Below are 25301 nucleotides of genomic sequence, written 5' to 3'. Positions count from 1 at the left end.
CAAGAGAAGCCATGAGCACCCCCGAAGTCGTCCGCGATGCCCAAGGTCCCGACAGCTACAACCCCTTGGCCAAGCAGAAGGCCGCGGCCAAGCTGTCGCGCATCCCGGTCAAGGTGATCCAGCAGGGCGAAGCGCTCAAGAAGCCCGACTGGATCCGCGTCAAGGCCGGCAGCCCGACCACCCGCTTCTACGAGATCAAGCAGATCCTGCGCGAGAGCAACCTCCACACGGTGTGCGAGGAAGCCTCCTGCCCCAACATCGGCGAGTGCTTCGGCAACGGCACGGCCACCTTCATGATCATGGGCGACAAGTGCACGCGGCGCTGCCCCTTCTGCGACGTCGGCCACGGCCGGCCCGATCCACTGGACAAGGACGAGCCGCTGAACCTCGCGAAGACCATTGCCAAGCTGCGCCTCAAGTACGTGGTGATCACCAGCGTCGACCGCGACGACCTGCGCGATGGCGGCAGCCAGCACTTCGTCGACTGCATCCGCAACATCCGCGAGCTCTCGCCGCAAACGCAGATCGAGATCCTGGTGCCCGATTTCCGCGGCCGCGACGACCGCGCGCTCGAGATCCTCAAGGCCGCGCCGCCCGATGTGATGAACCACAACCTCGAGACCGCGCCGCGCCTCTACAAGGAAGCGCGCCCCGGCAGCGACTACCAGTTCAGCCTCAATCTCTTGAAAAAGTTCAAGGCCCTGCATCCCGAGGTGCCGACCAAGAGCGGCATCATGGTCGGCCTCGGGGAGACCGACGAAGAGATCCTGCAGGTGATGCGCGACATGCGCGCGCACGACATCGACATGCTGACCATCGGCCAGTACCTCGCGCCCAGCAGCAGCCACCTGCCGGTGCGCCGCTACGTGCATCCCGACACCTTCAAGATGTTCGAGGAAGAGGCCTACAAGATGGGCTTCAGCCATGCCGCCGTGGGCGCGATGGTGCGCAGCAGCTACCACGCCGACCAGCAGGCGCACGCGGCCGGCGTCTAGGCCTCGACCGGAAGCCTGCTCGGGGCTTCAGCGCGCGAGCGCATTCGCCACTGCCGGCAGGTGCCTTGCGCACTCGGCCTGCTCAACGTAAAAAACCACTGCGGATTCTCGTGGCGCAAGCAGATCGCGTGCGTCGCGCCCCTGTGCGTGTAACTCTTTTTTGTTCATTTGACAGGCCTTGAAGGCTGCGCCTTCACCCGCGCCGCCCAGGCGTGAACTTGTGCGCGAAAAAGCCTTCTCGTCGAATGTGAATTTTTCACATTGTTGACATACAGTCACGTTTTTGAATTTCTGGGCGCTCGAAGGGATTGGCCTCCATGCATCAGTTTCTGGAACTGCCGTCGGCTGCATTCACGCTGCCAAGCCGGCGTGCGCGCTGCAATGCGCGAATGCAATCGCGTGGCTTCACCCTGATCGAGTTGATGGTGACGGTGGCGATCGTCGCGATCCTGGCCGCGATCGCCTATCCCTCGTACACCAATTACATCGTTCGTTCTAATCGATCGGCTGCCCAGGGCTACATGCTCGAGCTCAGCAACCTGGAGCAGCGCTACCTCTTGGACGCGCGGAGCTACGCCCCGGATCTGGCTGCGTTGAACTATCCACCGCCGTCGAACGTGTCGTCCAACTACTCGTTCACAGCGGTCCCCAAAGCCGGCACGACACCGCCGGGATTCACGATCACCGCCACGCCGATCGGTAGTCAGCTGGCCAGGGACACCGCCTGCGCGACGCTGACCATCGACGAAGCGGGAGCGAAGGGCGCGTCGACTGGAGCTGCGGGATGCTGGTAGGCCGTCGCCGCACGCGCCGCCACGTCCGCGGCTTCACCCTGATCGAACTGGTCACCGTGATCACGGTGATGGGCGTTCTCGCTGCGCTTGCGCTGCCCTCGTTTCGCGCCTTCGTTGCGAACCAGCGCATCCGCAACGTTTCCTTCGACTTGATGGCGGCGCTCACGCTTGCTCGCAGCGAGGCCGTGACCCGCAATCGCAGCGTCGATCTGGCGAAGACAGGCAGCGCCTGGGACGAAGGCTGGGAAGTGAAGGACAGCGTCAACGTCTTCCACAGCCAGCAGGCCTACAAGAACCTCGCCATCAGCGACTCGAGCGACCTGGACGTCATCACCTATGGCAAGGACGGCCGCACCGTGACCACGAGCACCAAGTTCACCATCGCGCCGCCGGCCACCATGGCAGGCGTCAATTCGCGCTGCATCTCCATTGGGCTGAGCGGCCTCCCGAGCAGCAGCATGGGGGCCTGCTAGATGGCGCCGCGGATTCCGGCTCGCGCGCGTCGCATGGCCGCCCCCCAGCATGGGGTCGCACTGATCGAAGTCCTGATCACGCTCGTGATCCTGCTCTTCGGGTTGCTCGGCCTGGCAGGCGTGAGCAGCCGCGCCAACGTTGCCGAGATGGAGGCCTACCAGCGGATCAAGGCCCTGCAGCTCGTGCAGGACATGGCCGATCGTCTCAATGCGAACCGGAAGGTCGCGAGCTGCTATTCGAATGGCGCCACGGGCGTGCAGTTGAGCGCGACCAGCACCACCGTGCCGACCTGCACCGCCGGCAACGTGCAGCAGCAAACCCAGGCTGCTGCCGATCTCACGGCCTGGAAGGATTTGATCAGTGGCCAAGCCGAAACCCAGTCGGGCGCCAAGCTCGGCGCCATGATCGGAGCGATCGGCTGCGTGACCCTCGACGACGCCGCCAACAACATCTATCTGATCGCCGTCTCGTGGCAAGGCCTGGCCAAGACGGCCGCGCCGACCCTGGCCGACGGCAGCACCGCCTTTCCTTGCGGCAACGGAGCCTACGGCGACGAAAAACTGCACCGGGTGGTCACGACCAAGGTGCGGATCGGGGCGTTGTCGTGAGAGCGCGCATGCATTCCGGCTACCGGCGGCACAACCGCGGCTTCACGCTGGTCGAGCTGATGGTGGCCATCACGCTCGGCCTGTTCCTGATGATCGGCCTGATCAGCCTGCTGGTCTCGACCGTGAGCTCGCGCACCGAGCTCGACAAGACCGGGCGCCAGATCGAGAACGGCCGCTACGCACTCCAACTGCTCAGCGAAGACATCCAGATGGCCGGTTTCGTCGGCGCTTCCTCGAGCACCGCTTTCGCGACAGTGGCGCCGGTGGCCTGCCCCACGAACATCGCCGCCCTCGGCTACTTCGCAATGACGAGCCCGGGCACCTCCACCGTTCCCTTGCCGGTCTACGGGCTGAGCAGCACGCCGAGCTGCATCAGCAATGTCATGGCGGGCACCGCGATGCTGATCGTCACGCGCGTCAGCACCAACGCCGTGACTCCCGCATCGGCCGTCGCGGCCGAGGCCTACCTGCAGGTTTCCACCTGCTCGAACGACACGCTGCCCTTTGCGGCTGCAGCCGGCGCCTCCGCGGCCAGCTTTCCGCTGATGCAGAAGGACTGCCTGCCCAGCGCCCTTGCGCCGCTGCGCAAGATCGTGCAGCACGTGTACTTCGTGAGCACCTGCAATGTGTGCGGCACCGACACCATCCCCACCCTCAAGATGGCCGAGTACCTGAACGGCGAGATGAAGATCACCCCGCTGGTCGAAGGCATCGAGAACCTGCAGCTCGACTACGGAATCGACATGGACGCCAACGGCTCCCCGGACTGCTACACCAGCAATCCGGCCAGCCCGCCGGCGTCGGAAATTGCCGTCGCCGTATGCCCGCAAACCACGCCGGCCTACGACTGGACCGCGGCGCTGGCCAACTGGGCCAACGTGATGGCCATTCGCATCCACGTGCTGGCGCGCAACACCGAGCCGAGCGGCGGCTGGACGGACGCCAGAACCTACGACATGGGCCTGGCCGTGCCGACCGCAGGCCCCTTCAACGACCGCATCAAGCGGCACGTCTACAGCACGGTCGCGCGCCTGTACAACAGCTCGGGCCAGAGGGAAACACCATGAACCGCTTCAGGCGCAGCGCCGCGCCGCGTACTCAGGCAGGCGCCACCTTGCTGGTCTCGATGATCTTTCTGATGGTGATCACGCTGATCGTCGTTTCGTCCATCAAGGCCGTCAACGTCAACACCAAGCTGGTCGGCAACATGCAGACCCAGAAGGAGGCCGGCGCGGCCGCGCAGCAGGCGATCGAAAGCACGATCAGCGCCGACTTCACCTCGCTGCCGACGCCCAGCACCCCGGTGATCGACATCAACAACAGCGGCCAGGCCGGCTCGGCCTACACCGTTGTCGTGCCGGCGCCGCTTTGTACCGGCGTCAAGCCGATCAAGCTGAGCGAGCTGGACGCCACCAACACGGACGACCAGCCCTGCTATGCCAGCGGCGCGGCGCAGAACACGGGCATCGTCGGCTCGGGCGCGGGCGGCAATTCGCTGTGCTCGCACTCGAACTGGGAAGTCAATGCCACCGCCACGCCGCCCGGGAGCACGGAGCCGGCCCCGACCGTGCACCAGGGCATCGCCGTGCGCGTGGCCGTTGGCGCCGCATGCTGATCAATCAGGAGTAGGACCGATGCGCCCCTCGCAATTTTCACAACTGGGTGCCTTGGCCCTGCTGACGCTGGCCAGCGCCGCGGTGCGGGCCGAGGACATCGACATCTACCAGGGCACGTCCGGCGGCGGCGCCCCGAACATGCTGATTATTCTCGACAACGCCGCGGCGGCCAGTGCGAGCTCGAGCTTCACATGCCCATCCCTGACGGTCAACGACCCGAACAAGAATCTCGGCTTCGAACAATGCGGCCTGCACAGCGCGGTCTCCAAGATCGGGACCAACGCAGCACTCAACGGCAACATCAATCTGGGCTTGATGTACTTCCCCGGGGGCCCCACCGACGGGGGCACCTTCGTCCTGCCCCCGCCATCGCCGGCGCCCGACTCGCTGCGTCTCATGAACGGCACCAGCTCCGGCAACGAGGGCGTCGGCGAGATGCTCCGGCGCATCGAGGCGCTGAGTCTCAACAAGGACAAGGGCAACAACAACCAGATCGCGCAGGCGATGCAGGAAGCCTGGGCCTTCTACCAGGGCAAGACCGGCCTCTCGGGCACCAGGTACCCGGGGCTGGCGAACCAGCAAGCCTGCGGCAAGAACTTCGTTCTCTACATCACGCTCGCCACCAACAACCAGAAACCGCAGGACAGCGGCACCCGGGGCGGCACGGCCTTGCAGGCCGCAGCAGGCTTGAGCGCACTCCCTGCGCAATTGAATCTGTCGCCCTGGCCGTCGGCCTCCGGCAAGTACCGCAGCGACTATGCGGACGAATGGGCGAACTTCATGTACACGGGCAGCTCGCCCAATCTTGCGACGACGTACCCGGGGATCACGACCTACACCATCATCCTCAGGGATGGCAGCAACCCCGACTACGAACAGCTCATGGTCAGCATGGCCGAGCGGGGCGGCGGCAAGTATTTCCCGGTGGAGCTCGGAGACGTCCAGGGCCTGATCGACGCCATCGTCCAGATCTTCAACGAGGTTCAGGCCGTCAACAGCGTGTTCGCGGCGCCGGTGCTGCCGGTGAGCGCCAACACGCAAGGCACCTACCTCAACCAGATCTACATGGGCATGTTCCGCCCCGATGGCGACGTCAACCCGCGATGGCAGGGCAACCTCAAGCAATACCAGTTCGGCGTCGACATCACCGACCCGACGGCGCCGCAGTTGTTCCTGGCCGACGCCTCCTGGGGGAAGTACTCGATCGGCACCAACGCCAACCGGGCACTGAGCGCAGCGGGCACGGGCTTCATCTCGCCCTCGGCAGTGAGCTTCTGGACCTCCAAGTCCATCGCTTCCCTGCCCGACTCCAAAGGCGGCTTCTGGCTCAACGCCTTCAAGGAGCAAGGCGCCAAGGACGGGTACGACTGGGAGGATGGACAGGTCGTCGAGAAGGGTGGCGTCGGGCAACAGATTCGGCTCAAGTACCTGACGGACAGCTATTCGGCCACCGCGGCCGTCACCGCGCCCACCACCGCGCGCAACGTATTCACCTGCATCGGCACCGGTTGCAGCGCCAACGCGGCCTTGAGCACGATGCCCTTCAAGGCCGACAACACGAATCTCAGCGCGACCGCCCTGGGCATCACGGACAGCAAGCTGACCCCGGCCAACCTGATCAACTGGGTACGCGGGGAAGACACCTACGCGGCCGGCGACACCGCAGCGGGCCGCGAATCGAGCAGCCCGCCCGACGCCAGCATCAAGATCCGCGGCTCCGTCCACGGCGACGTCCTGCATTCGCGCCCCGCGGTGATCAACTACGGCGGCACGACCGGCGTGGTGGTGTTCTACGGCGCCAACGACGGCATGTTCCGCGCCATCAACGGCAACCAGCCGAACAACCCCACCGACACCAGCAAGCCCAAGGGCAACTGCACGGTGTCGTCGACCTGCGCCCTCACCATGAAGGACGCGACCGGCGCCACCACCAGCATCCCGCCGGGCGGCGAATTGTGGAGCTTCGTGCCCTCGGAGTTCTACCCGGGCCTGCAGCGGCTCTACGAAAACAGTCCGACCCTGAAGCTGGGCACCTTGACCACCGGCACCCCGAAGAACTACTTCTTCGACGGCGCACCCAGCGTCTACCAGAACAGCGCCACCGGGAAGGCCTATATCTTCCTCTCGGCGCGTCGCGGCGGCCGCCTGCTCTATGCGCTCGACGTGAGCGATCCCACGAACCCCAAGTTCATGTGGAAGCGCAGCAATGCGAGCACAGGCTTCGCGGAACTCGGGCAGACATGGTCGCAGCCGAAGGTGGCGATGATCAAGGGCCATGCCAACCCGGTGCTGATCTTCGGTGCGGGCTACGACACCAACGAGGATGTCGAGCCGCCCAACGCCGATACCATGGGCCGCGGGATCTTCATCGTCGACGCGGTGACCGGCAACGTGCTGTGGCAGGCCGGCCCGGGCGGCGCCGGCAGCAGCTGCACGGGCAACCCTTGCAAGCTGGCCGAGATGACTTATTCGATCCCCGCCGACGTCACGCTGGTGGATCGCGACTTCGATGGCCTCATCGACCGGCTCTATGCGGCCGATACCGGCGGCAACATCTGGCGCGTGGACCTGCAGCCCACAGGCAGCGGCGACATGAGCACTTGGCAGGCCACCCACTTCGCCGCTCTGGGCGGAAGCGCCACCAGCGCCACCAAGCGCAAGTTCTTCTTTCCGCCGGACGTGGTGCTGACGAAGATGTACGACGTGGTGCTCGACATCACCGGTGACCGGGAGCACCCGCTGCTGTCCCACAAGGAGGCCACCGGCATCGTGAACCGCTTCTACATGATCAAGGACACCAAGGTCGGCATGAGCGCGAGCGGCTGGACGACGGTGCGCGACGACACCAGCAGCAGCGCCGACCTCGCGCCGGCGGCGCTGTTCAAGGCCACCAACACGATTCCGTACGACGGCTCGCTGAACGGTTTCTACGTCACCCTGGCCGGGGCTGGAGAAAAAGGCGTGAACGCGCCGACGACCGTCGGCGGCCTGGTCTACTTCGGCACCAACCAGCCCATCGTTCCCAGCGCCACCACCTGCCAGGCCAATCTCGGCACGGCACGCAGCTACTCGGTGAACTTCCTCACCGGCGCTTCGAGCTTCCGTGTGCTCGATGGCGGCGGGCTGGCGCCCTCGCCCGTGTTCGGCATCGTCACGGTCAACGTCGGCGGCACGGACCGCCAGCTGCCCTTCCTGATCGGCGGCGGCGGCGGCTCCGGCGCCGACGGCAAGTCCGGCCTGGGGGCGCAAAAGCCGGTCATCCCGATCAAGAACGTGCGCAAGCGGACCTACTGGTATCGAGAGACGGACGCCCGCTGAGGCGGCGGATGCCGAAGCCGGCATCCGATCCCTGGCCGCCAGGACTTCGGTATCCTGTGCGTGCCACATCCTTCTCACCACGTATGACCGACTTCCATGCGGCGATGGACCGCGACTTCGGCGCCATCGCCGAGCTGATCCGCCTTCACGCGCATGAATCGCCCGAGCGGCCCGCGCTGGTCGACGGCACGCGCACGCTGAGCTACGGCGCGCTCGACGCGCTGATGGACCGCATCGCGGCCAGCCTTCAACGCGACGGCCTGCGCGCAGGCGATGCGATCGCGATCTGCGCTGCATCGAGCGTGAACTATGCGGCCGTGTTCCTGGGCGCCCTGCGCGCCGGTGTCGCGGTCGCGCCGCTGGCACCGGGCTCCACCCCCGCCAGCCTGGCGCGGATGATCGAGGACGCCGAGGCGCGCATCCTGTTCGTCGATGCGGCGGCGGCCGAGGTGATCGGCGATGCGGCAGCGGCAGGCGTCCCGCGCATCGCGCTCGACGGCGGCGCGGCCGCTCGCGCGCTCGAAGCCTGGCTCGCGCCGGCCGGTACGCGGCCCGCGGCCGTCGAGCCGCAGCCCGCCTGGCCCTTCAACATCATCTATTCCTCGGGCACCACCGGCGAACCCAAGGGCATCGTGCAGGGCCACGGCATGCGCTGGGCCCATGTGCGGCGCGGCGCGAAGTACGAATACGGGCGCGACACGGTCACGCTGCTGTCGACGCCGCTCTACTCCAACACCACGCTGGTGGTGTTCTTTCCGACCATCGCGTGCGGCGGCTGCGTGATCCTGATGCCGAAGTTCGATGCCGCCGGCTACCTGAAGCTGGCCGAGCAGCATCGCGTGACGCACACGATGCTGGTGCCGGTGCAGTACCAGCGCCTGATGGCGCATCCGGCCTTCGATGCGCACGATCTCTCGAGCTTCCGCTTCAAGTTCAGCACCAGCGCGCCTTTCAATGCGGCCCTCAAGGCCGACGTGCTGAAGCGCTGGCCCGGTGGCCTGATCGAGTTCTACGGCATGACCGAGGGCGGCGGCACCTGCATCCTCGAGGCGCACCTGCACCCGGACAAGCTGCACACGGTCGGCCAGCCGGCCGAGGGCAGCGACATCCGCTTGATCGACGAAAGCGGCCGTGAAGTCGCACGCGGCGAGGCCGGCGAAGTGGTGGGCCATTCGGCCGGCATGATGGTCGGCTACCACCGCCAGCCGAAGAAGACGCGCGAAGCCGAGTGGTTCGACCCCGCGGGCAAGCGCTTCATCCGCACCGGCGACGTCGGACGCTTCGACGAAGAGGGCTTCCTCACGCTCTTCGACCGCAAGAAGGACATGATCATCAGCGGCGGCTTCAACATCTACCCGAGTGACCTCGAGACGGTGCTGCGCGGCCATGCGGCGGTGGCCGATGTCGCGGTGGTCGGCGTGCCTTCCGAGCAATGGGGCGAGACGCCGGTGGCCTTCGTGGTGCGGCGCGCGGGCGACGACACGAGCGCCGACGCGCTGCTGCAATGGGCCAACACCCAGCTCGGCAAGACGCAGCGGCTCGCGCGCCTGCAGCTCATCGACGAGCTTCCGCGCAGCGCGATCGGCAAGGTGCTCAAGCGCGAGTTGCGTGAGCGCGATACCACGCGCTGAAGCCGCGCCCGTGCACGGCGGCGGCAACACGCTGCTGTGGGTGCTGGCACTGGTCGCCATCGGGTTCGCGATCGCACGGCCGCGTGCGCCGGCGGACTACCTGCTGCTGATCGACTGGCAGACCATCGGCGCGCTGGCCGGCCTGCTGGTCATCACCCAGGGCGTGGAGAAGAGCGGGATGCTGCAGGCCGCCGCCGCGCGGCTGCTCGCGCGCACCACCGAGCTGCGCACCCTCGTCTTTCTGCTCACCGGGAGCGCGGCGCTGCTCTCGGCGCTGGTCACCAACGACGTGAGCCTGTTCCTCCTGGTGCCGCTCACGCGCGTGCTGGCCGCGCAGGCCCATCTGCCGCTGGCGCGGCTGGTGGTGCTGGAGGCTCTGGCTGTCAACGCGGGCTCGGCGCTCACGCCGATCGGCAATCCGCAGAACCTCTTTCTCTGGCATCGCTCGGGCGAGAGCTTCGCCGGCTTCATGGGCATGATGGCCCCGACCGTGGCCCTGATGCTGTTCTGGCTCTTCCTCGCCATCCGCTTCCTGGTGCCGCGCGCGCCGATCCTGCTCAAGCCGGCCGGCGACGAGGCGCCGATGCAGCCGCGGCTGCTCGCGCTGTCGGGGCTGCTCTTCGTCGGCTTCGTGATCGCGCTCGATCGCCATTGGCTCGCGGCCGGGCTGGCCGTCGTGTTCGGCGCCTTCCTGCTGCTGCGCCCGCGCGTGCTGCTGGGCGTCGACTGGGCGCTGCTCGCGATCATCGCGCTGATGTTCGTCGACCTGCGGCAGCTGGCCGAGCTGCCCGCGGTCGCGTCGCTGCTGGGCCAATGGACCATCGGCGAAGGCTGGCGCGCCTACCTCGCCGCGATCGCCACGTCGCAGTTCATCAGCAACGTGCCCGCGGCCATCCTGCTGGAGCGCTACGTGCACGACCTGCCGGCGCTGGCGGCCGGCGTGAGCGTCGGCGGCTTCGGCTGCGTGCTGGGATCGCTGGCCAACCTGATCGCGCTCAGGCTGGCCAGGGTGCCGCACGGGCTGCGCGAGTTCCATCGCATCAGCATTCCCTTCCTGCTGGTCTGCGCCGCCTCGGCGCTGCTGCTGCGCCTGGGGTGACAGGCGCGCGCGGGCCGAGGACAATCGGCGCCCTCCCATGCACTTCGACAGCACGTCCCCGTCGCCTCCGCACGGTCTTTCGCTGCGGCGCTACGGCGCCTCGCGCGGCAGCCACGCGCACGAGCACTTCCAGGTGCTGGTGGGGCTCGATGGCGTGCTGGACCTGGAGGTCGAGGGGCGCGGCCGACGTGTCGGCGCCGGCGAGGGCTGGGTGGTGACGCCCGGCGAGCGCCACGACTTCGAATCGCGCACCGGCAGCCGCTGCCTCGTGCTCGACACCACGCAGGACCTGTGGGCGCAGTGTGCGGGACGCTCGCCGATGGCACCACAGCTGCTGTCGCTGGCGCGCTACCTGGCACTGTGCGTGACGCAGGATTCGCCGCCCGCGACGGCGCTGCATCACGCGCCGGCGCTGCTGCTGGAAGCCTGGGGCCCCATCGTTGCGAACGGCCGCCGGCGCGCCATCGACTGGCCGGCCCTTGCCGCGTGGGCGCAGGCGCGCTGGCATCGGCCCTTGAGCGTCGCCGACCTCGCAGCGGTCGCGTGCCTGAGCCCCAGCCAGTTCGCCCAGCGCTGCCGCGACGAGCAGGGCGTCGCTGCGATGCAATGGCTGAGAAGCCAGCGACTGCTGCAGGCGCGGCAGCTGCGCAGCGGCGGCATGAGCGTCGCGGAGACCGCGCGCCGCACGGGTTACCGCTCGCCTTCGGCGCTCACCGCTGCATTGCGAAAGAGCTGAAGACCGTTGTCTCTCGACGACGGCCCGTCGTTGCGCGACGAGCCTGCCGCGTAAGCTCGACGAATGTCCGCCACGCTGTACGCCCTCGCCGCCATCGCCCTCTGGGGCACGCTCGCCTCGCTGGGCACTTCACTCTCGCACCTGCCGCCCTTCCTGCTGACCGGGCTCGCGCTGATGATCGGCAGCGTCATGAGCTGGCCGGCCGTGCTGCGCGACCGCCGGGCCTGGGCCGTGCCGGCGCGCACGCTGGCGCTGGGCGTCTACGGGCTGTTCGGCTTTCACTTCCTGCTCTTCATCGCGCTGCGGCACGCGCCACCGGTGGAGGCCAACCTGGTCAACTACCTGTGGCCGCTCTTCATGGTCGTGCTGGCGCCGGCGCTGCTGCCGGGCGTGTGGCTGCGGCCGCTGCATGTGGTCGCGGCCCTGCTGGGCTTCGCGGGCGCCGCCATCGCGATCCTCGGCACGCGCGGCGCCGGCGCCGCCTCGGCCGGCAGCGCCTACTGGGGCTTCGCGCCGGCCCTGGGCTCAGCCTTCATCTGGGCCAGCTATTCGCTCTGGACCCGGCGCGTGCCCGCGTTCCCGACCGCGGCCATCGGGCTCTTCGGCCTGGTGTCGGGCGCGCTGTCGCTCTTGTGCCATGTCCTGCTGGAGCCGGCCGCGGCGCTGTCCTCTCGCGACTGGCTGCTGGTCGCGCTGTGCGGCCTCGGCCCCCTGGGCGCCGCCTTCTTCCTCTGGGACATGGCGCTCAAGCGCGGCGACGTGCGCCAGATCGGCATCCTGAGCTACATCACGCCGCTGGCCTCGACGGCGCTGCTGCTGGTGGTCACGGCGCGGCCGCTGAGCTGGACCATCGCGTTCGCGGCGGCCCTGATCATCTCCGCGGCGGTGATGGGGTCACGCGCCCGGTAGGCAGGTCAATCAGAGACCTTGAGCACCAGCTTGCCGAAGTTCTGGCCGGTGAACAGGCGCGTCAGCGCCTCGGGGAAGGTGTCGATGCCTTCGACCACGTCCTCGCGGCTCTTCATGCGGCCATCCTTCAGGTACACCGCCATCTCGGCTACCGCCTCGTGGTAGCGATCGGCATAGTCGAACACCACCATGCCCTGCATGCGCGCCCGGTTCACCAGCAGGCTCAGGTAGTTCTTCGGGCCCTGCGCGGGTGCGCTGTTGGCGTTGTTGTACTGGCTGATCGCGCCGCAGATGATGATGCGCGCGCCGCGCGCGAGCCGCGCCAGAGCGGCATCGAGGATCTCGCCGCCAACGTTGTCGAAGTAGATGTCGATGCCCTTGGGACAATGGGCCTTGAGGCCATCGCGCACCGCCGAGGGGCCGGCCTTGTAGTCGATGCAGGCATCGAAGCCGAGCTCCTTCACCACCCAGTCGCACTTCTCCTGGCCGCCGGCGATGCCGACGGCGCGGCAGCCCTTGATCTTCGCGAGCTGGCCCACGGTCTGGCCGACCGCGCCGGCGGCGCCCGAGACGACGACCGTCTCGCCCGGCTTCGGCTGGCCGATGTCCATCAGGCCGAAGTAGCCGGTCATGCCCGGCATGCCGAGCACGTTGAGCCATTGCGTGATCGAGCCGGCGCGCAGGTCGATCTTGGTGAGCCCGTTGCGCTTGATGTCCTCCTGCGGAATCACGATGTATTCCTGCACGCCCAGCGTGCCGTAGACCGTGTCGCCGACCGCGAAGGCCGGGTTGCGCGAGGCGATCACGCGGCCGACGCCGCCGGCGCGCATGACGGCGCCGATCTCGACCGGCGCGATGTAGCTCTTGCCCTCGTTCATCCAGCCGCGCATCGCGGGGTCGAGCGAGAGCGACAGGGTCTTGACCAGGACGCCGCCATCGGCCGGCTCGCCGACCGGCTCGGTCGTGAACTGCCAGTTGTCGCGCGTGGCCGCGCCTTCGGGGCGCTTGGCGAGTCGGACCTGGTGGTTGGTGAGGGTGCTGCTCATGTGCGTGTCTCCTGCATGCGGGGTATACGGGGAGCGCATCGTAGTCCCGCCCGGCTCGCGCACCGGTAGCGCAGGCGACAAGGCCCGGCCGTTCAGAACGGGTAGTGCCGCGGCGTGGTCTGCACCGTGATCCAGCGCAGCTCGGTGAAGGCTTCCACGCCGGCCTTGCCGCCGAAGCGGCCATAGCCCGAGGCCTTGACGCCACCGAAGGGCATCTGCGCCTCGTCGTGCACCGTGGGCCCGTTCACATGGCAGATGCCGGCCTCGATGCGGCGTGCCACGTTCCAGGCCCGCGCGACGTCGCGGCCGAACACGGCCGAGGAGAGGCCGAACTCGTTGTCGTTGGCCGTGGTGACCGCCTCCTCGACGCCGCGCACGCGCACCACCGCCTTCACTGGGCCGAAGGATTCCTCGCGGTAGATCCGCATCGCAGGCGTCACATGGTCGAGCACCGTGGCCGGCATCAGCGTGCTGTCGGCGCGGCCGCCGCAGACCAGCGTGGCGCCCTTGGCAAGCGCGTCGTCGATGAGCGCGTTGCAGCGCGCCACCGTGCTGCGGTCGACCACCGAGCCGAGCACCACCGGCCCTTCGCGCGGATCGCCCAGCGGCAGGCTTTGCGCCTTGGCCGCGAACGTGGCGACGAACTCGTCGGCGACGGCCGCATCGACCACGATGCGCTCGGTCGACATGCAGATCTGGCCCGAGTTGGCAAAAGCGCCGAAGGCGGCCGCGTTCACCGCCGCACCGATGTCGGCATCGTCCAACACCACCAGCGGCGCCTTGCCGCCGAGTTCGAGCACCACTGGCTTCAGGTATTTGGCGCAGGTCTGCGCGATGATCCGGCCGACCTTGGTCGAGCCGGTGAAGTTGACGCGCCGCACCGCCGGATGCGCGACCATGGCTTCGACCACGGCGCCCGCGTCGGCCGGCGCGTTGGTGACGAAATTCAGCACGCCGGGCGGCAGGGCGGCTTCGTTGAGCGCCTCGACGATCAGCGCATGCGTCTGCGGGCACAGCTCCGAGCCCTTCAGCACCACCGTGTTGCCGCAGGCCAGCGGCGTCGCAATGGCGCGCACGCCGAGGATCACCGGCGCGTTCCACGGCGCGATGCCGATCACCACGCCGGCCGCCTGACGCACGCCCATGGCCAGGCTCCCCGGCACGTCCGAGGGGATGACTTCGCCGCCGATCTGCGTGGTCAGTGCGGCGGCCTCGACCAGGATGCCGCCCGCGAGATGCACGTTGAAGCCGGCCCACATGGCCGAGGCGCCGGTCTCGCGCGCCATGGCCTGCACGAACGCCTCGGTGCGCGCCTCGAGCGCCTGCGCCGCCTTCAGCAGCAGCGCGCGGCGCTGGCCGGGGCCGGTCTGCGACCAGCTGGCAAAGGCCTGCGCCGCAGCATCGACCGCGGCGATCGCATCCGCGGGCGTGGCCGCGGGCGCGACGGTGGCGACGCTGTCGTCCAGCGGGTTGCGGCGCTCGAAAGTGGCGCCGCCCTCGGCCGAGCGGCGCTCGCCGTTGACGAGCATGGAAATGGTGGCGGGCATGCGAAGGTCCTCCAGAAAGGAAAGGGGTTTAGGCCACGCCGAGGTAGGCCTGGCGAATCACGTCGGAGTCGAGCAGCGTCTTCGCATCGCCGGAAGCGACGATACGGCCGCGTTCGAGCACGTAGCCGCGGTCGGCCGCCGAAAGCGCCTTGCGCACGTTCTGCTCGACCATCAGCACCGTCACGCCCTGGGCCGCGATGCGGCGCACGATGGCCAGCAGCTCGTCGACCATGCGCGGCGCCAGGCCGAGCGAGGGCTCGTCGAGCATCAGCAGGCGCGGGCCGCTCATCATGGCGCGCGCCACCGCCACCATCTGCTGCTCGCCCCCGCTCATGGTGCCGACCAGCTGCGTGGCGCGTTCCGCGAGGCGCGGAAAGTCGTCGAAGGCGCGCGCCAGGCGCTCGCTGCGCAGCCGCGCGGGCGCGAGCCAGGCGCCGAGCTCGAGGTTCTCGGTCACGCTCATCTGCGGGAAGAGCTGCCGGCCTTCGGCGACCAGCGCGAGGCCCTGGCGCACGCAGGCCGTGGCGTCGTTGGAAGGCAGCGCCGCGCCATCGAGCACGGCCTCGCCCGCGCGCGGCAGCAGCCCGGCGAGCGCCTTGAGCAGCGTGGTCTTGCCCGCGCCGTTGGGGCCCAGCACGACGGTGATGCCGGGCAGCACGCCGATGTCCAGCCCCTGGATGACCTGGAAGCCGTGGTGGCCCGCCGCCAGCCCACGTACGCGCAACTCACTCGCACTCATCGCGCATGCTCCATCTCGTCGCCCAGATAGGCCTCGACCACTTCGGCATTGCGCACCACTTCCGCCGGCGGCCCGTCGGCGATCTTGCGGCCCTGGTGCAGCACCAGCACGCGCTCGACGTAGCGCAGCAGCGTGGTCACCGCATGCTCGATCCAGACGACGGTGAGCCCGTGCGCGTCGCGCAGGCTGCGGATGCGCCGCGCCATCGCATCGACCTCGGCCTCGGTGAGCCCGGCCGCCACTTCGTCGAGCAGCAGCACGCGCGGCCGGGTGCCGAGCGCCATGCCGATCTCGAGCAGGCGCTGCTGCGAAGGCGTGACGTTGGCGGCCATGCGATCGGCCAGCGCGCCGAGCCCCAGCATGTCGAGAATGTCGCCCTCGCTCTTCAACTCCGCGAGCGGCGTGCGGTGGCGTCCCGCGAACTGCATGCCGAAGCGCACGTTGTCGGCCAGCGTCATTTCGGCCATGACGCGCGGCGTCTGGAAGGTGCGCGCGATGCCGTGCGCCGCGTAGTGCTGCGGGCCGCGGCCGGTGAGATCGATGGTGCCCTGCACCAGCAGCTTGCCGGACGTCGGCGCGATCACGCCCGAGATGGCGTTGAAGAAGGTGGTCTTGCCCGCGCCGTTGGGCCCGATGATGCCGACCAGCTCCCCCGCATGCAGCCGCGCGCTGACCGCGTCGACGGCCGTCAGTCCGCCGAAGCGCACGCTGAGCTCGCGTGCTTCGAGCAGAGGAATCACCGCGTCATTCATTTCTCTGCCTTTGCCACAGCGTCGCGAGGCCGTTGGGCAGGTACATCACGCACAGGATCAGCAGGAGCCCCAGCACCATCATGTAGCCGTAGGGCAGTTGCAGCCGCAGCGTCTCGGCCAGCAGGCTGAAGACGATCGCCGCGACGATCGGCCCGCCGATGCTGGCGGCGCCTCCGATCAGCGCGATCAGCACGGTCTGGAAGCCGATGAAGGGGCTGAATACCGCGGCCGGCTCGATGTAGGTCCAGCGCACGGCCATCGCAGCGCCGGCGGCGCCGGCGAAGGCGGCGGTGAGCGCGAAGCCCGTGATCTTGATGCGGCGCGTGTCGACCCCCAGCGTCTGCGCACGCTGCTCGTCGGCGCCGATGCCCGCGAGCGCCAAGCCGAAGCGGCTGCGCCTGACGAGGATCGCCGTCGCGATCGCGGCGCCGGCGATCGCGAGCACCGTGAGGTACACCGTCTCGTTGGCAGGCACCACCGTCAGCACGCGGCCGACCGTGCCCGAGACCTGCTTCTCCACGAAAGTGACGGCATGGCGGATTAGCTCGGTCATGCCGAAGGTCAGCACCGCGAAGTAGGTGCCGCGCAGGTGCAGCACGGCCGCACCCATCGCCACTGCAACCGCGCTCGCCAGCGCCGCGCCGCAGAGGATCACGAGCGGCCAGGGCAGCACGCCCAGCAGCGTCGCGCTGGCGTACGCGCCGAGCCCGAAGAAGGCGGAGGTCGCCAGCGACAGGTAGCGCGTCGCGCCGCAGAACAGCGACCAGCTGGTGGCGAGCGAGATGTACATGAGGCAGCTCAGTGCGACCGCGCTCACGAAGTCCGAAGCCACCCATGGCAGCCCGGCCGCGAGCAGCAGCCCGATGGAGAGCCAGAGCCAGGGCCTGTTGGCGAGCGCGGCCTTCATCGCGAGAACAACCCGTTGGGGCGCCAGATCAGGACGCCGATGAACACCGCATAGGACAGCAGCATCTTGAACGAGGGGCTGGTGAAATGCATGCCCAGCGCCTCGACCACGCCCAGCAGCAGGCCGCCGACCAGGCTGCCCGCGATGCTGCCGAAGCCGCCGAGCGTGATGACGATCAGCGCCGTCACGGTGTAGGGCTCGCCCATCGAGGGCGAAATCTCGTAGGTCATCGACAGCAGCGCGCCGGCCACGCCCGAGAGCCCGAGTCCGATGCCGAACATCAGCGGATGCAGCCGCTTCGTGTTGATGCCCACCAGCTGCGCGCCTACGGGCGACTGCATCAGCGCGCGCACCGCCTTGCCCAGCAGCGTGAACCTGAGCAGCGCGATGAGCACCAGGCTCAGGGCGAGCGCGATGCCGAAGAGCACCAGCTTGTTGGCGGTGAATCGCATGTCCGCGACCTGCACCGGCTCGGCCAGGTAGTCGTAGCCGCGCAGGTCGCCGCCCCAGATCAGGAGCGCCGTGTTCTGCACAAAGAACATCAGGCCGAAACCGACCATCAGGCTGCGCGCCTCGAACACTTCGACGCTGGGCGCGCGCGCCGCGACTTGGCGAAAGCACAGCCGGTGCACCGCCATGCCGATCCCCATCAGCACCACGAAGGCGGCCGGCAGGAAGACGAGCGGCGAGATGCCCCAGGCGGTGTGCGCCCACCAGGTCAGGAAGGCGCCCAGCATCAGGAACTCGCCGTGCGAGATGTTCATGATTCGCATCAGGCCGTACTGCAGGTTCAGCCCGATCGCGACCAGCGCATAGATGCCGCCCGTGATCAAGCCGCCGGCCAGGAGCTCGGCCCATCCGGTAATGGACACGTTATTTCCAGGCCGGCTTCGGCATCAAAGAAGCCGTGGCGCGGTTCTTCGGCCACACCACCTCGAACTCGCCGCCCTGCCATTGCGCCACGGTGCCGGGAATGGAGGCGTTCTCGCTGCCCTCGAAGCGCATCGGCCCGAGGATGGTCCTGAACTCGTTCTTGGCGATCTGCTCGCGCAGCGCCTTGCGATCGAGGCCTGCCTTGGCCACCGCCTGCTGCAGGATCTCGAGGCCGGCCCAGCAATGGCCGCTGGCCCAGCGGTCGGGCTCCTTGCCGAACTTCTTGGTGTGCGCATCGAAATACGCCTTGGCCTCGGGGCTGGTCTTGGCGTTCCACGAGCCCATGCCGATCACGCCCTCGGTGTTGGCCGCCATCACGTTCTTGTAGAGCTGGAAGGCGGTGCCGACGGAAGCGTAGAAATACTTCGGATTGAAGCCCACCTCGCGCGCCTGCCGGCTGGCGAGGATGGTGTCTGGCGGGTAGGTGATGCCGATGAAGGCATCGGGGTTCATGTCCTTCATGGTGCGCAGCACCGGCGCCAGGTCCTTCACGCCGAGCGGGTAGCTCTTGCGCTCCAGCACCTGGATGCTGGTCTTCTTGAGCGCGGCATTCAGCGCGGCGAAGTTCTCCAGCCCGAACAGGTCGTCCATGTAGACGATGGCGATCGTCTTCACGCCGTTCGCGACCAGCATGTCGACCAGCGCGCCCATCATCTTGTCGGGCTGCTGCAGCAGCGAGAAGAAGTACGGCAGCTGCATGTCGATCAGCTTGCGCGAGAGCGCGGTGGGCGCCAGCATCGGATAGCCGAAGCGGTTGGCCAGCGGCGCGACCGCGAAGTTGGCGCCCGAGCCCCAGGGCGGCAGGATGAGGTCGACCTTGTCGCTGCCCATCAGCTTCTCGAAGGTGCGCACGCAAGTCTCGGTCTCGCTGCGGTCGTCGTAGCCGACGAGCTCGATGGGCCGCTTCGCCCCCTTCACCGACAGCCCGCCGGCCGCATTGACCTGCTCGGCCCATAGCAGGTAGTTGGGCTCCTGGCTGACCTGCGCGCCGGCCGCCCAGGGGCCGGTGCGGGCGATGGCATAGCCGATCTTCACCGGCGCACCTTGTGCGAACAGGCGCGGCGCGACGGCGGCGGCTCCGACCGCGGTGGCGGCTTGCTGGATCCAGCGGCGGCGATTGGCATCTGTCATGGCGAGTCTCCTTGCGGGCGTCGATTGCGTCCGATGCCGTGATCGTAGGAAGTGCAACGCCGCGCCGCTGTGCCCGCTGCGCACAAAGCATTTGACGCAGCGCGCACGCCGCTAGTGGTTAACCCGCAAAGCCCGCCAGCCGCAGCCCACCAGACAATAGGCGCATGACCGCATCGCTCCTGCTGTCGACCGACGAAGTCCCGCCGCGCGAGCGCGCGCCGGTCTGGCGCGAATGGGTCTGGCGCCATTTCGGCGGCCTCGATTCCGAGCTCTACGGCGACAGCGAATTCGACGGCCACATCGCGGCCTCGCATGCCGGCGACGTGATCCTCACGCGGCTGGAAGCCAACCGGCACCGCGTGCTGCGCACGCCGCAGATGGCGCGCAGCAGCGAAGCGGCCTACCTCAAGATCGTCGCGCCCTGGCAGGGCTCGGCCGCGGTGACGCAGCGCGGCCGCGAGGCCTCGGTACGCACCGGCGGCTGGACGCTCTACGACACCACCGCCGACTACACGGTGGCCAACCCGGAGCGCAGCGACCACCTGATCGTGATGCTGCCCAAGGACCAGCTGGCGGTGCCCGAGCTGCCGCTGGGCGAGCTGGTGGCGCGCCGCGTCGGCGGCGCGAGCGGCATCTCGCGCGTGGCGCTGGAGACCATGCGCAACACCTACCTCGAGCTGCCCTACATGAGCGAAGCGGCGGCGCGCGGCGCCGGCGAGCTGATCATCCAGCTGGTGCGGCTGTCGCTGATGGAGCTGGCCGGCCAGGAGACGCCGCGCACCCAGCGCGAGGCGCTGAAGGACCGCATCCGCCAGCATGTGGCACAGCATCTGCGCGACCCTTCTCTGTCGATCGACGGCATCGCGCAGGCGCTGCGCTGCAGCAAGCGCCATCTGCACAACGCCTTTGCCGGCGACGAGGACACGCTGGCCGGCTACATCCTGCACCAGCGCCTGGCCTGCTGCATCCGCGACCTGGTGGATCCGGTGAACGCGGCGCGGCCGATCACCGACATCGCGCTGGCCTCGGGCTTCTCCAATCTCTCGCATTTCAGCCGCGTGTTCCGCGAACACACCGGCGGCAGCCCGAGCGAGTTCAGGCGCCAGGCAGCACGGCGCTGACCGCCAGGCCCGGCTGTGCATTGCGCACGCGAAGCGTGCCGCCATGCGCTTCGGCCACCAGGCGGCACAGGTACATGCCGAGACCGACGCCGCCGGTGGCGCGCTGGCGGGCGCTGTCGGTGCGGTAGAAGGGTTCGGTCAGGCGCTCGAGCTGCGCCGGCTCGACGCCAGGCCCGAAATCGCGCACCTCCAGTTCGATGCCGCCCTGCCCCGCCGCGCGCAGCGCGATGTGCGGCGGCTCCGCGGCTTCGGCGCCGTAGCGCAGCGCGTTGTCGAGCAGGTTGCGCACCAGGAGACGGATGCGCAGGCGGTCCAGCGGCAGCACCGGCAGTCTTTCTGCAAGTTCCAGCACGACGTGCCCACCCTCGGGATGTTCGGCCACCAGCTCGCGCAGCAGCGCCGCGAGATCCACCGGCTCGCGCTGCAGCGCCGCATGCGGACTGGCGAGGCGCTCGCTTTCGAGCAGGTCGCTGATCAGGTCGCGCATCTCGGCCAGGTCGCGCAGGAGCGCCGCGCGCTCGGTCTCGCCTTCGGGCGTGGCCGGCAGCAGCTCGGCGTTGAGGCGCGCGCGCGTCAGCGGCGAGCGCAGCTCGTGGCTCAGCGCCAGCAGCAGCGCGCGCTTGGCGTCGAGCATGGCATGGATGTCGTGCGCCATGGTGTTGATGCGCTGGGCCAGGTCGCCCAGCTCGTCGCGCCGGCGCAGCGGGATCGGCTGGTCGAAGGCGCCGCGGCCGAAGCGCTCGGCGCCGGCGCGGATGTCGTCGAGCGGCCGCAGCAGCCTGCGCACATAGACGTACGCGAGCACGATCAGGCCCAGCAGCAGCGCCAGCGTGAACCAGCCGATGCCGTGCGGCTCGCGCTGCCATGGCAGGGTGCCGAGGCCGAAGCTCACGCGGTGGCCGTCGGCGGTGCTGCGCGTGAGCCAGTCGCTGTTGCCGCGCGGGCCGAAGCCGCGCTGCCGGCGCTGGGGATGCGACTCCCAGTTGACTCGCGGGCCTTCGATGCGGATCGAGATCGGCAGCCGCGTCACCATCGCCTCGGCGCGCGCCACATCGGGCGGCGTGCCGAGCTCGGCCACCAACCGGTCCATGTAGTCGGCCACCAGCGGCTGCGCCGCCTCGCGCCAGCCGCTGGAGAAGGCACGCTGCATGCCGCCCAGGAACACGGCCGCCATCGCCATCGCGAGCAGCACGAACACGGTGATCAGCCGCAGCCGCAGCGAATGGCGCCAGCGGTGGCCCCACTGGCGCGGCGTGCCGTGCCTTCGCCTCACGGCCGGCCCTTGCCGACGGCGAGCGTGTAGCCCGCGTTGCGCAGGGTCTTGATGCAGTCCAGCGGCTCCAGCTTCTTGCGCAGCCGGCTCACGACGATGTCGACCGCGCGCGTGTAGAGGTCGGCCTCGTGGCCGCGCAGGCGGTTGAGGATGTCGTCGCGGCTCCAGACCTTGCCGGGCTGGTCGGCCAGCAGCGCCAGCAGTTCGAACTCGGTGCCGGTCAGTTCCACCCGCTCGCCCTGGCGCAGCACCTCGCGCTTGTCGAGATCGATCGACAGGCCTTCGAACACGCGGCGCTGCGTGGCCGCTGCCGGCGCCGGCGCGCGCTGTCGGCGCAGGATGGTCTGCACGCGCGCCACCAGCTCGCGCGGCTCGAAGGGCTTGGGCAGGTAGTCGTCGGCGCCGAGCTCGAGGCCCACCACGCGGTCCATCACCTCGCCGCGCGCGGTCAGCATGACGATCGGGATGTCGCTCTCCTTGCGGATCTCGCGGCACAGCGCAAAGCCGTCCATCTCGGGCAGCATCACGTCGAGGATGGCGGCGTCGTAGCGGCCGGCGCGCAGCTTGGCGAGGCCTTCGCTCGGCCGCGTGGCGCTCTCGAGCGCGCAGTCGAAGCGCGCGAAGTAGCTGGCCAGCGGCGCGGCGAGATGCTCGTCGTCATCGATCAGCAGGATGCGGGGCATTCCACGATTGTGCATACCGGCGAACACAAGGCTGCAGATCAGGCCGGCCGGCATCGGATGGCAGAGCTCACCACGGGTCGGTGCGACCGATGCGCCCGAGGTGCGTGGCGCCGAACTCGCTGCCGTACTTGAGTCCGTAGCCGAGCGCGCGGTCGAAGCCGATGTGTGCGCACCAGATCAGCCCGAGGGCGAGCGCGGCAGGCATGTCGCCGACGAAGCCGAGCGTCAGCAGCGCGACCGGCCCGACGTACGAATGCGCAGTGTTGTAGGCGATGGCGCCCGCGCGCGGCCCGCCGAGGTAGCCAAGGAAGGACAGGTCGGGCAGCAGGAACAGCATGGCGAAGGCGCCCCAGCCCGCGCCCAGTTGGGTGTAGGCGGCCACGGCCGCCGCGAGCACGACGAAGCCCTCGAGGCGCAGCACGATGCGCACGCCGCCCAGCGTGGCGCCGGACGACGAGCCTTCGACCGGGGCCTGCCGGGCCCAGGGCGCGCTCGGCACCCGCGACGCCACGAAGCGCGGCGCAGAGGCTTCAGCCATGACGGCCCCAGCGGCGGCCGCCGCGCTCCATGAACTCGCGCACCTTCTGCTGCTGCGCCGGGTTCAGGTTGTCGAAGAAGTCAGCCGCGGCCGTGATCACTTCGGGGCTGCCGGCCTGGATGGCGGCGGTCTTGTCTTCCACCAGCTTCTTCGCGCGCTCCTGGTCGAGCTTGGCGCCGGCGAACAGGGCACGGAACTCGGCGCGCGGATCGCCGCCGCCGCGCAGCGCTGCACGCTGAGCCTGGATTTTCTCGCTCAGCACCGCGAGCTTCTGCTTCTGCGCGGCATCGAGATCGAGCCTGCTGCCGACGCGCTCGACCATCCTGGCACGGAACTCGGCGCGGTCCTGCTCGGAAGCACCGCTCCAGCCGTGGCGATGACCGCAGCCGACCAGGCTGCCCGCGACCAGCGCCGCGCCGGCCACACCGAAAAGTGAACGTTTGAACCAGGGTTTCATCAGAGTCTTCCTTTTGGACTGATCGGACGTCGATCAGGAAGACTCGATGGTGCGATGGCGCCGCCGCGAAGTCCTTTCGCGCCGGTTTCGCCGTGTTTCGTTTTATTTCGGCAGTGGGGCGGACATGAGCCCCGCCCGGCCGCCCGAAGGGGCTCGCACCGTAGTGCACAGCACGAAGGTGTTACCTGATGAGCGCGGCGCCCGGTTCCTCGGCCTCGAGCACCTGCTGCGCCCAGGCCTCGAGCTTGCTCGTGTCGGCGCGCAGCACCTCCTGCTTGACGGCCAGGATCTGCGACGGGTGCATCGAGAAGCTGCGCAGCCCCATGCCCAGCAGGAGCCGCGTGAACATGACGTCGCCCGCCATCTCGCCGCACACGCTCACGCCCTTGCCCTGGCGCCGGCACTCGGCGATGGTCTCGGCCACCAGGCGCAGTACCGCGGGATGGGCCGGGTCGTAGAGGTGCGCCACCGATTCGTCGGCGCGGTCGATGGCCAGCGTGTACTGGATCAGGTCATTGGTGCCGATCGACAGGAAGTCGAAGTACTTCAGGAAAGTCTTGAGCGTGAGCGCGGCGGCCGGAATCTCGATCATGGCGCCGAGCTTCACGTTGCCGTGCACCACGCCGCGGTTGTCGAGCTCGGCGCGCGCGAAGTCGATCAGCGAGAGCGTCTGGCGGATCTCGCTCGCGTGCGCGAGCATGGGGATCAGGAGATGGATCTCGCCGTGCGCGGCAGCGCGCAGGATGGCGCGCAGCTGGGTCAGGAACATGGCGGGGTCGGCCAGGCTCCAGCGGATCGCGCGCAGGCCCAGCGCCGGATTCAGGTGGCCGTCGTCGCGCACCGACTTGCCGTCCAGCGGCTTGTCGGCGCCGACGTCGATGGTGCGGATCGTGACCGGCATGCCCTGCATGCCCTCGACCGCGCGCTTGTAGGCCTGGTACTGCTCGTCCTCGTCGGGCAGCCGCGTGAGGCGCTGGGCTTCGCGGCCCATGAACAGGAACTCGCTGCGGAACAGGCCGACGCCGACGGCGCCGGCCTTGACGGCACCGAGGGTGTCCTCTGGCATCTCGATGTTGGCCAGCAGGTCGACGCGCTGGCCGTCGAGCGTGACGGCAGGCTTGTGGCGCAGGCGCGAAAGCCGCCCGCGCTCCAGGTCGTTCTGGCGCTGCTTGAAGCCGTAATCGGCCAGGATGATCGGCGAGGGGTCGACGATCACCACGCCGGAATCGCCGTCGATGATGACCCAGTCGTCCTGCCGCACCAGCTGGCTCGCGCTGCGCGCGCCGACCACGGCTGGGATGTCCATGCTGCGCGCGACGATCGCGGTGTGCGAGGTGCGGCCGCCGACGTCGGTCACGAAGCCGGCGAACACGCTCTTCTTGAACTGCAGCATGTCGGCCGGCGAGAGATCGTGCGCGATCAGCACCAGCGGGGCGTCGATGGCGTCGTTGGCGGTCGGATCGGCGTCGTCGTCCTCGGTCCTGCGCTTGCGGCGCGGCGGGGTCGGCGCCAGAACCGCGGCGGTGCCCTTCATGCGGTGCAGCAGCCGTTCGACCACCTGTTCGAGGTCGGCCTTGCGTTCGCGCAGATATTCGTCCTCCATCTCGTCGAACTGGCGCGCGATCACTTCGAGCTGCGTCGTGAGCGCCCATTCGGCGTTGTAGAGGCGCTCCACGATCCAGTGCTTGACGCCGCCGGTGAGCACCTCGTCCTGCAGCAGCATCTGGTGCACCTCGAGCAGCGCCGCGAGTTCGTGCGGCGCGTCGTTCGGCCCCATCAGCGCGACGCTGGCCTGCAGCTTCTGCAGTTCCTCGGCCACCGCGTTGCGCGCGGTGCGCACGCGGTCGATCTCGGTCTCGACTTCCTCGGGCTTGATGAAATAGTGCGCCACGTCGATGCGGCTCGAGACCACGAGGACGGCGCGGCCGATGGCAATGCCACGCGCTACTGGCAGGCCATGGACAGCAAAGGTCATGGGCGAGCCTTCAGGACAA

At 68.7% G+C, this 25301-nt stretch carries 25 protein-coding genes; 12 read left to right on the top strand and 13 right to left on the bottom strand.

Features of this window, described 5'->3' with window-relative positions:
• Positions 1 to 11: 11 nt before the first annotated feature.
• Positions 12 to 995 (top strand): lipoyl synthase, encoded by a 984-nt coding sequence (gene lipA, locus AC3A6B_RS07850; RefSeq protein ID WP_487836176.1) that lies wholly within the window; start codon positions 12 to 14, stop codon positions 993 to 995.
• A gap of 27 nt (positions 996 to 1022) precedes the next feature.
• Here lipA and AC3A6B_RS07845 read toward each other — a convergent pair whose 3' ends face one another.
• On the bottom strand, positions 1023 to 1274 hold the full coding sequence (locus AC3A6B_RS07845; RefSeq protein ID WP_487836175.1) for a hypothetical protein: 252 nt from the start codon (positions 1272 to 1274) through the stop codon (positions 1023 to 1025).
• 38 nt (positions 1275 to 1312) lie between these two features.
• On the opposite strand from AC3A6B_RS07845, the gene AC3A6B_RS07840 reads away from it, so the two are divergent.
• The 10 genes from AC3A6B_RS07840 to AC3A6B_RS07795 all read left to right on the top strand — a co-directional run bounded on the left by AC3A6B_RS07840 (position 1313) and on the right by AC3A6B_RS07795 (position 12180).
• On the top strand, positions 1313 to 1789 hold the full coding sequence (locus AC3A6B_RS07840; protein WP_487836174.1) for a type IV pilin protein: 477 nt from the start codon (positions 1313 to 1315) through the stop codon (positions 1787 to 1789).
• Positions 1780 to 2262 (top strand): GspH/FimT family pseudopilin, encoded by a 483-nt coding sequence (locus AC3A6B_RS07835; protein WP_487836173.1) that lies wholly within the window; start codon positions 1780 to 1782, stop codon positions 2260 to 2262. Before AC3A6B_RS07840 ends, AC3A6B_RS07835 begins: the two co-directional genes overlap by 10 nt.
• A 33-nt stretch (positions 2263 to 2295) precedes the next feature.
• Positions 2296 to 2871, top strand: coding sequence for a type IV pilus modification protein PilV (pilV, locus tag AC3A6B_RS07830; protein ID WP_487836172.1), 576 nt, complete (start codon positions 2296 to 2298; stop codon positions 2869 to 2871).
• 8 nt (positions 2872 to 2879) lie between these two features.
• Positions 2880 to 3938, top strand: coding sequence for a PilW family protein (locus AC3A6B_RS07825; protein ID WP_487836171.1), 1059 nt, complete (start codon positions 2880 to 2882; stop codon positions 3936 to 3938).
• Positions 3935 to 4486: a pilus assembly PilX family protein gene (locus tag AC3A6B_RS07820; protein ID WP_487836170.1), complete on the top strand. Its 552-nt coding sequence runs from the start codon at positions 3935 to 3937 to the stop codon at positions 4484 to 4486. The genes AC3A6B_RS07825 and AC3A6B_RS07820 overlap by 4 nt, the downstream gene beginning before the upstream one ends.
• A gap of 19 nt (positions 4487 to 4505) precedes the next feature.
• Positions 4506 to 7805 carry a pilus assembly protein gene (locus AC3A6B_RS07815; RefSeq protein ID WP_487836169.1) on the top strand — a complete coding sequence of 1100 codons (3300 nt, stop codon included), beginning with the start codon at positions 4506 to 4508 and terminating at the stop codon, positions 7803 to 7805.
• A gap of 104 nt (positions 7806 to 7909) precedes the next feature.
• The gene (locus AC3A6B_RS07810) at positions 7910 to 9436 is read left to right on the top strand and encodes a class I adenylate-forming enzyme family protein (protein ID WP_487836421.1); all 1527 of its coding nucleotides are present in this window, start codon (positions 7910 to 7912) and stop codon (positions 9434 to 9436) included.
• Positions 9414 to 10535, top strand: a complete 1122-nt coding sequence (locus AC3A6B_RS07805; RefSeq protein ID WP_487836168.1) for an SLC13 family permease — start codon at positions 9414 to 9416, stop codon at positions 10533 to 10535. The genes AC3A6B_RS07810 and AC3A6B_RS07805 overlap by 23 nt, the downstream gene beginning before the upstream one ends.
• Positions 10536 to 10572: 37 nt before the next feature.
• Positions 10573 to 11271, top strand: a complete 699-nt coding sequence (locus tag AC3A6B_RS07800) for an AraC family transcriptional regulator (RefSeq protein ID WP_487836167.1) — start codon at positions 10573 to 10575, stop codon at positions 11269 to 11271.
• 63 nt (positions 11272 to 11334) lie between these two features.
• A complete protein-coding gene (locus AC3A6B_RS07795) occupies positions 11335 to 12180 on the top strand; it encodes a DMT family transporter (protein WP_487836166.1) in 846 nt (281 codons plus the stop codon).
• 5 nt (positions 12181 to 12185) lie between these two features.
• On the opposite strand, the gene AC3A6B_RS07790 is transcribed toward AC3A6B_RS07795, so the two are convergent.
• From AC3A6B_RS07790 to AC3A6B_RS07760, 7 genes are all read right to left on the bottom strand, one after another.
• Positions 12186 to 13226, bottom strand: coding sequence for an NADP-dependent oxidoreductase (locus AC3A6B_RS07790; protein ID WP_487836165.1), 1041 nt, complete (start codon positions 13224 to 13226; stop codon positions 12186 to 12188).
• A gap of 92 nt (positions 13227 to 13318) precedes the next feature.
• A complete protein-coding gene (locus AC3A6B_RS07785) occupies positions 13319 to 14773 on the bottom strand; it encodes an aldehyde dehydrogenase (protein WP_487836164.1) in 1455 nt (484 codons plus the stop codon).
• Between the two features lie 28 nt (positions 14774 to 14801).
• Positions 14802 to 15512 carry an ABC transporter ATP-binding protein gene (locus AC3A6B_RS07780; RefSeq protein WP_487836163.1) on the bottom strand — a complete coding sequence of 237 codons (711 nt, stop codon included), beginning with the start codon at positions 15510 to 15512 and terminating at the stop codon, positions 14802 to 14804.
• A complete protein-coding gene (locus AC3A6B_RS07775) occupies positions 15509 to 16264 on the bottom strand; it encodes an ABC transporter ATP-binding protein (protein WP_487836162.1) in 756 nt (251 codons plus the stop codon). The genes AC3A6B_RS07780 and AC3A6B_RS07775 overlap by 4 nt, the downstream gene beginning before the upstream one ends.
• Positions 16257 to 17171, bottom strand: a complete 915-nt coding sequence (locus tag AC3A6B_RS07770) for a branched-chain amino acid ABC transporter permease (protein ID WP_487836161.1) — start codon at positions 17169 to 17171, stop codon at positions 16257 to 16259. The genes AC3A6B_RS07775 and AC3A6B_RS07770 overlap by 8 nt, the downstream gene beginning before the upstream one ends.
• The gene (locus AC3A6B_RS07765) at positions 17168 to 18043 is read right to left on the bottom strand and encodes a branched-chain amino acid ABC transporter permease (RefSeq protein WP_487836160.1); all 876 of its coding nucleotides are present in this window, start codon (positions 18041 to 18043) and stop codon (positions 17168 to 17170) included. The genes AC3A6B_RS07770 and AC3A6B_RS07765 overlap by 4 nt, the downstream gene beginning before the upstream one ends.
• Position 18044: 1 nt before the next feature.
• The gene (locus tag AC3A6B_RS07760) at positions 18045 to 19235 is read right to left on the bottom strand and encodes an amino acid ABC transporter substrate-binding protein (protein WP_487836159.1); all 1191 of its coding nucleotides are present in this window, start codon (positions 19233 to 19235) and stop codon (positions 18045 to 18047) included.
• A gap of 164 nt (positions 19236 to 19399) precedes the next feature.
• On the opposite strand from AC3A6B_RS07760, the gene AC3A6B_RS07755 reads away from it, so the two are divergent.
• Positions 19400 to 20356 (top strand): AraC-like ligand-binding domain-containing protein, encoded by a 957-nt coding sequence (locus AC3A6B_RS07755; RefSeq protein WP_487836158.1) that lies wholly within the window; start codon positions 19400 to 19402, stop codon positions 20354 to 20356.
• Here the strand turns inward: AC3A6B_RS07755 and AC3A6B_RS07750 are convergent.
• The 5 genes from AC3A6B_RS07750 to ptsP form a co-directional block, all read right to left on the bottom strand.
• A complete protein-coding gene (locus AC3A6B_RS07750; RefSeq protein ID WP_487836157.1) occupies positions 20331 to 21629 on the bottom strand; it encodes a HAMP domain-containing sensor histidine kinase in 1299 nt (432 codons plus the stop codon). The genes AC3A6B_RS07755 and AC3A6B_RS07750 overlap by 26 nt on opposite strands.
• Positions 21626 to 22312 (bottom strand): response regulator transcription factor, encoded by a 687-nt coding sequence (locus AC3A6B_RS07745; protein WP_487836156.1) that lies wholly within the window; start codon positions 22310 to 22312, stop codon positions 21626 to 21628. Before AC3A6B_RS07745 ends, AC3A6B_RS07750 begins: the two co-directional genes overlap by 4 nt.
• 67 nt (positions 22313 to 22379) lie before the next feature.
• Complete coding sequence (locus AC3A6B_RS07740) at positions 22380 to 22850, bottom strand: DUF4260 domain-containing protein (RefSeq protein ID WP_487836155.1); 471 nt, start codon at positions 22848 to 22850, stop codon at positions 22380 to 22382.
• Positions 22843 to 23307, bottom strand: a complete 465-nt coding sequence (locus AC3A6B_RS07735; RefSeq protein WP_487836154.1) for a Spy/CpxP family protein refolding chaperone — start codon at positions 23305 to 23307, stop codon at positions 22843 to 22845. Before AC3A6B_RS07735 ends, AC3A6B_RS07740 begins: the two co-directional genes overlap by 8 nt.
• Positions 23308 to 23488: 181 nt before the next feature.
• Positions 23489 to 25282, bottom strand: coding sequence for a phosphoenolpyruvate--protein phosphotransferase (gene ptsP, locus AC3A6B_RS07730; protein ID WP_487836153.1), 1794 nt, complete (start codon positions 25280 to 25282; stop codon positions 23489 to 23491).
• Positions 25283 to 25301: the final 19 nt, after the last annotated feature.

This window comes from Variovorax sp. Soil_C_33 (assembly GCF_057656935.1).
The sequence above is the reverse complement of the archived record's forward strand: the minus strand, read 5'-3'. Positions and strand labels throughout refer to the sequence as shown.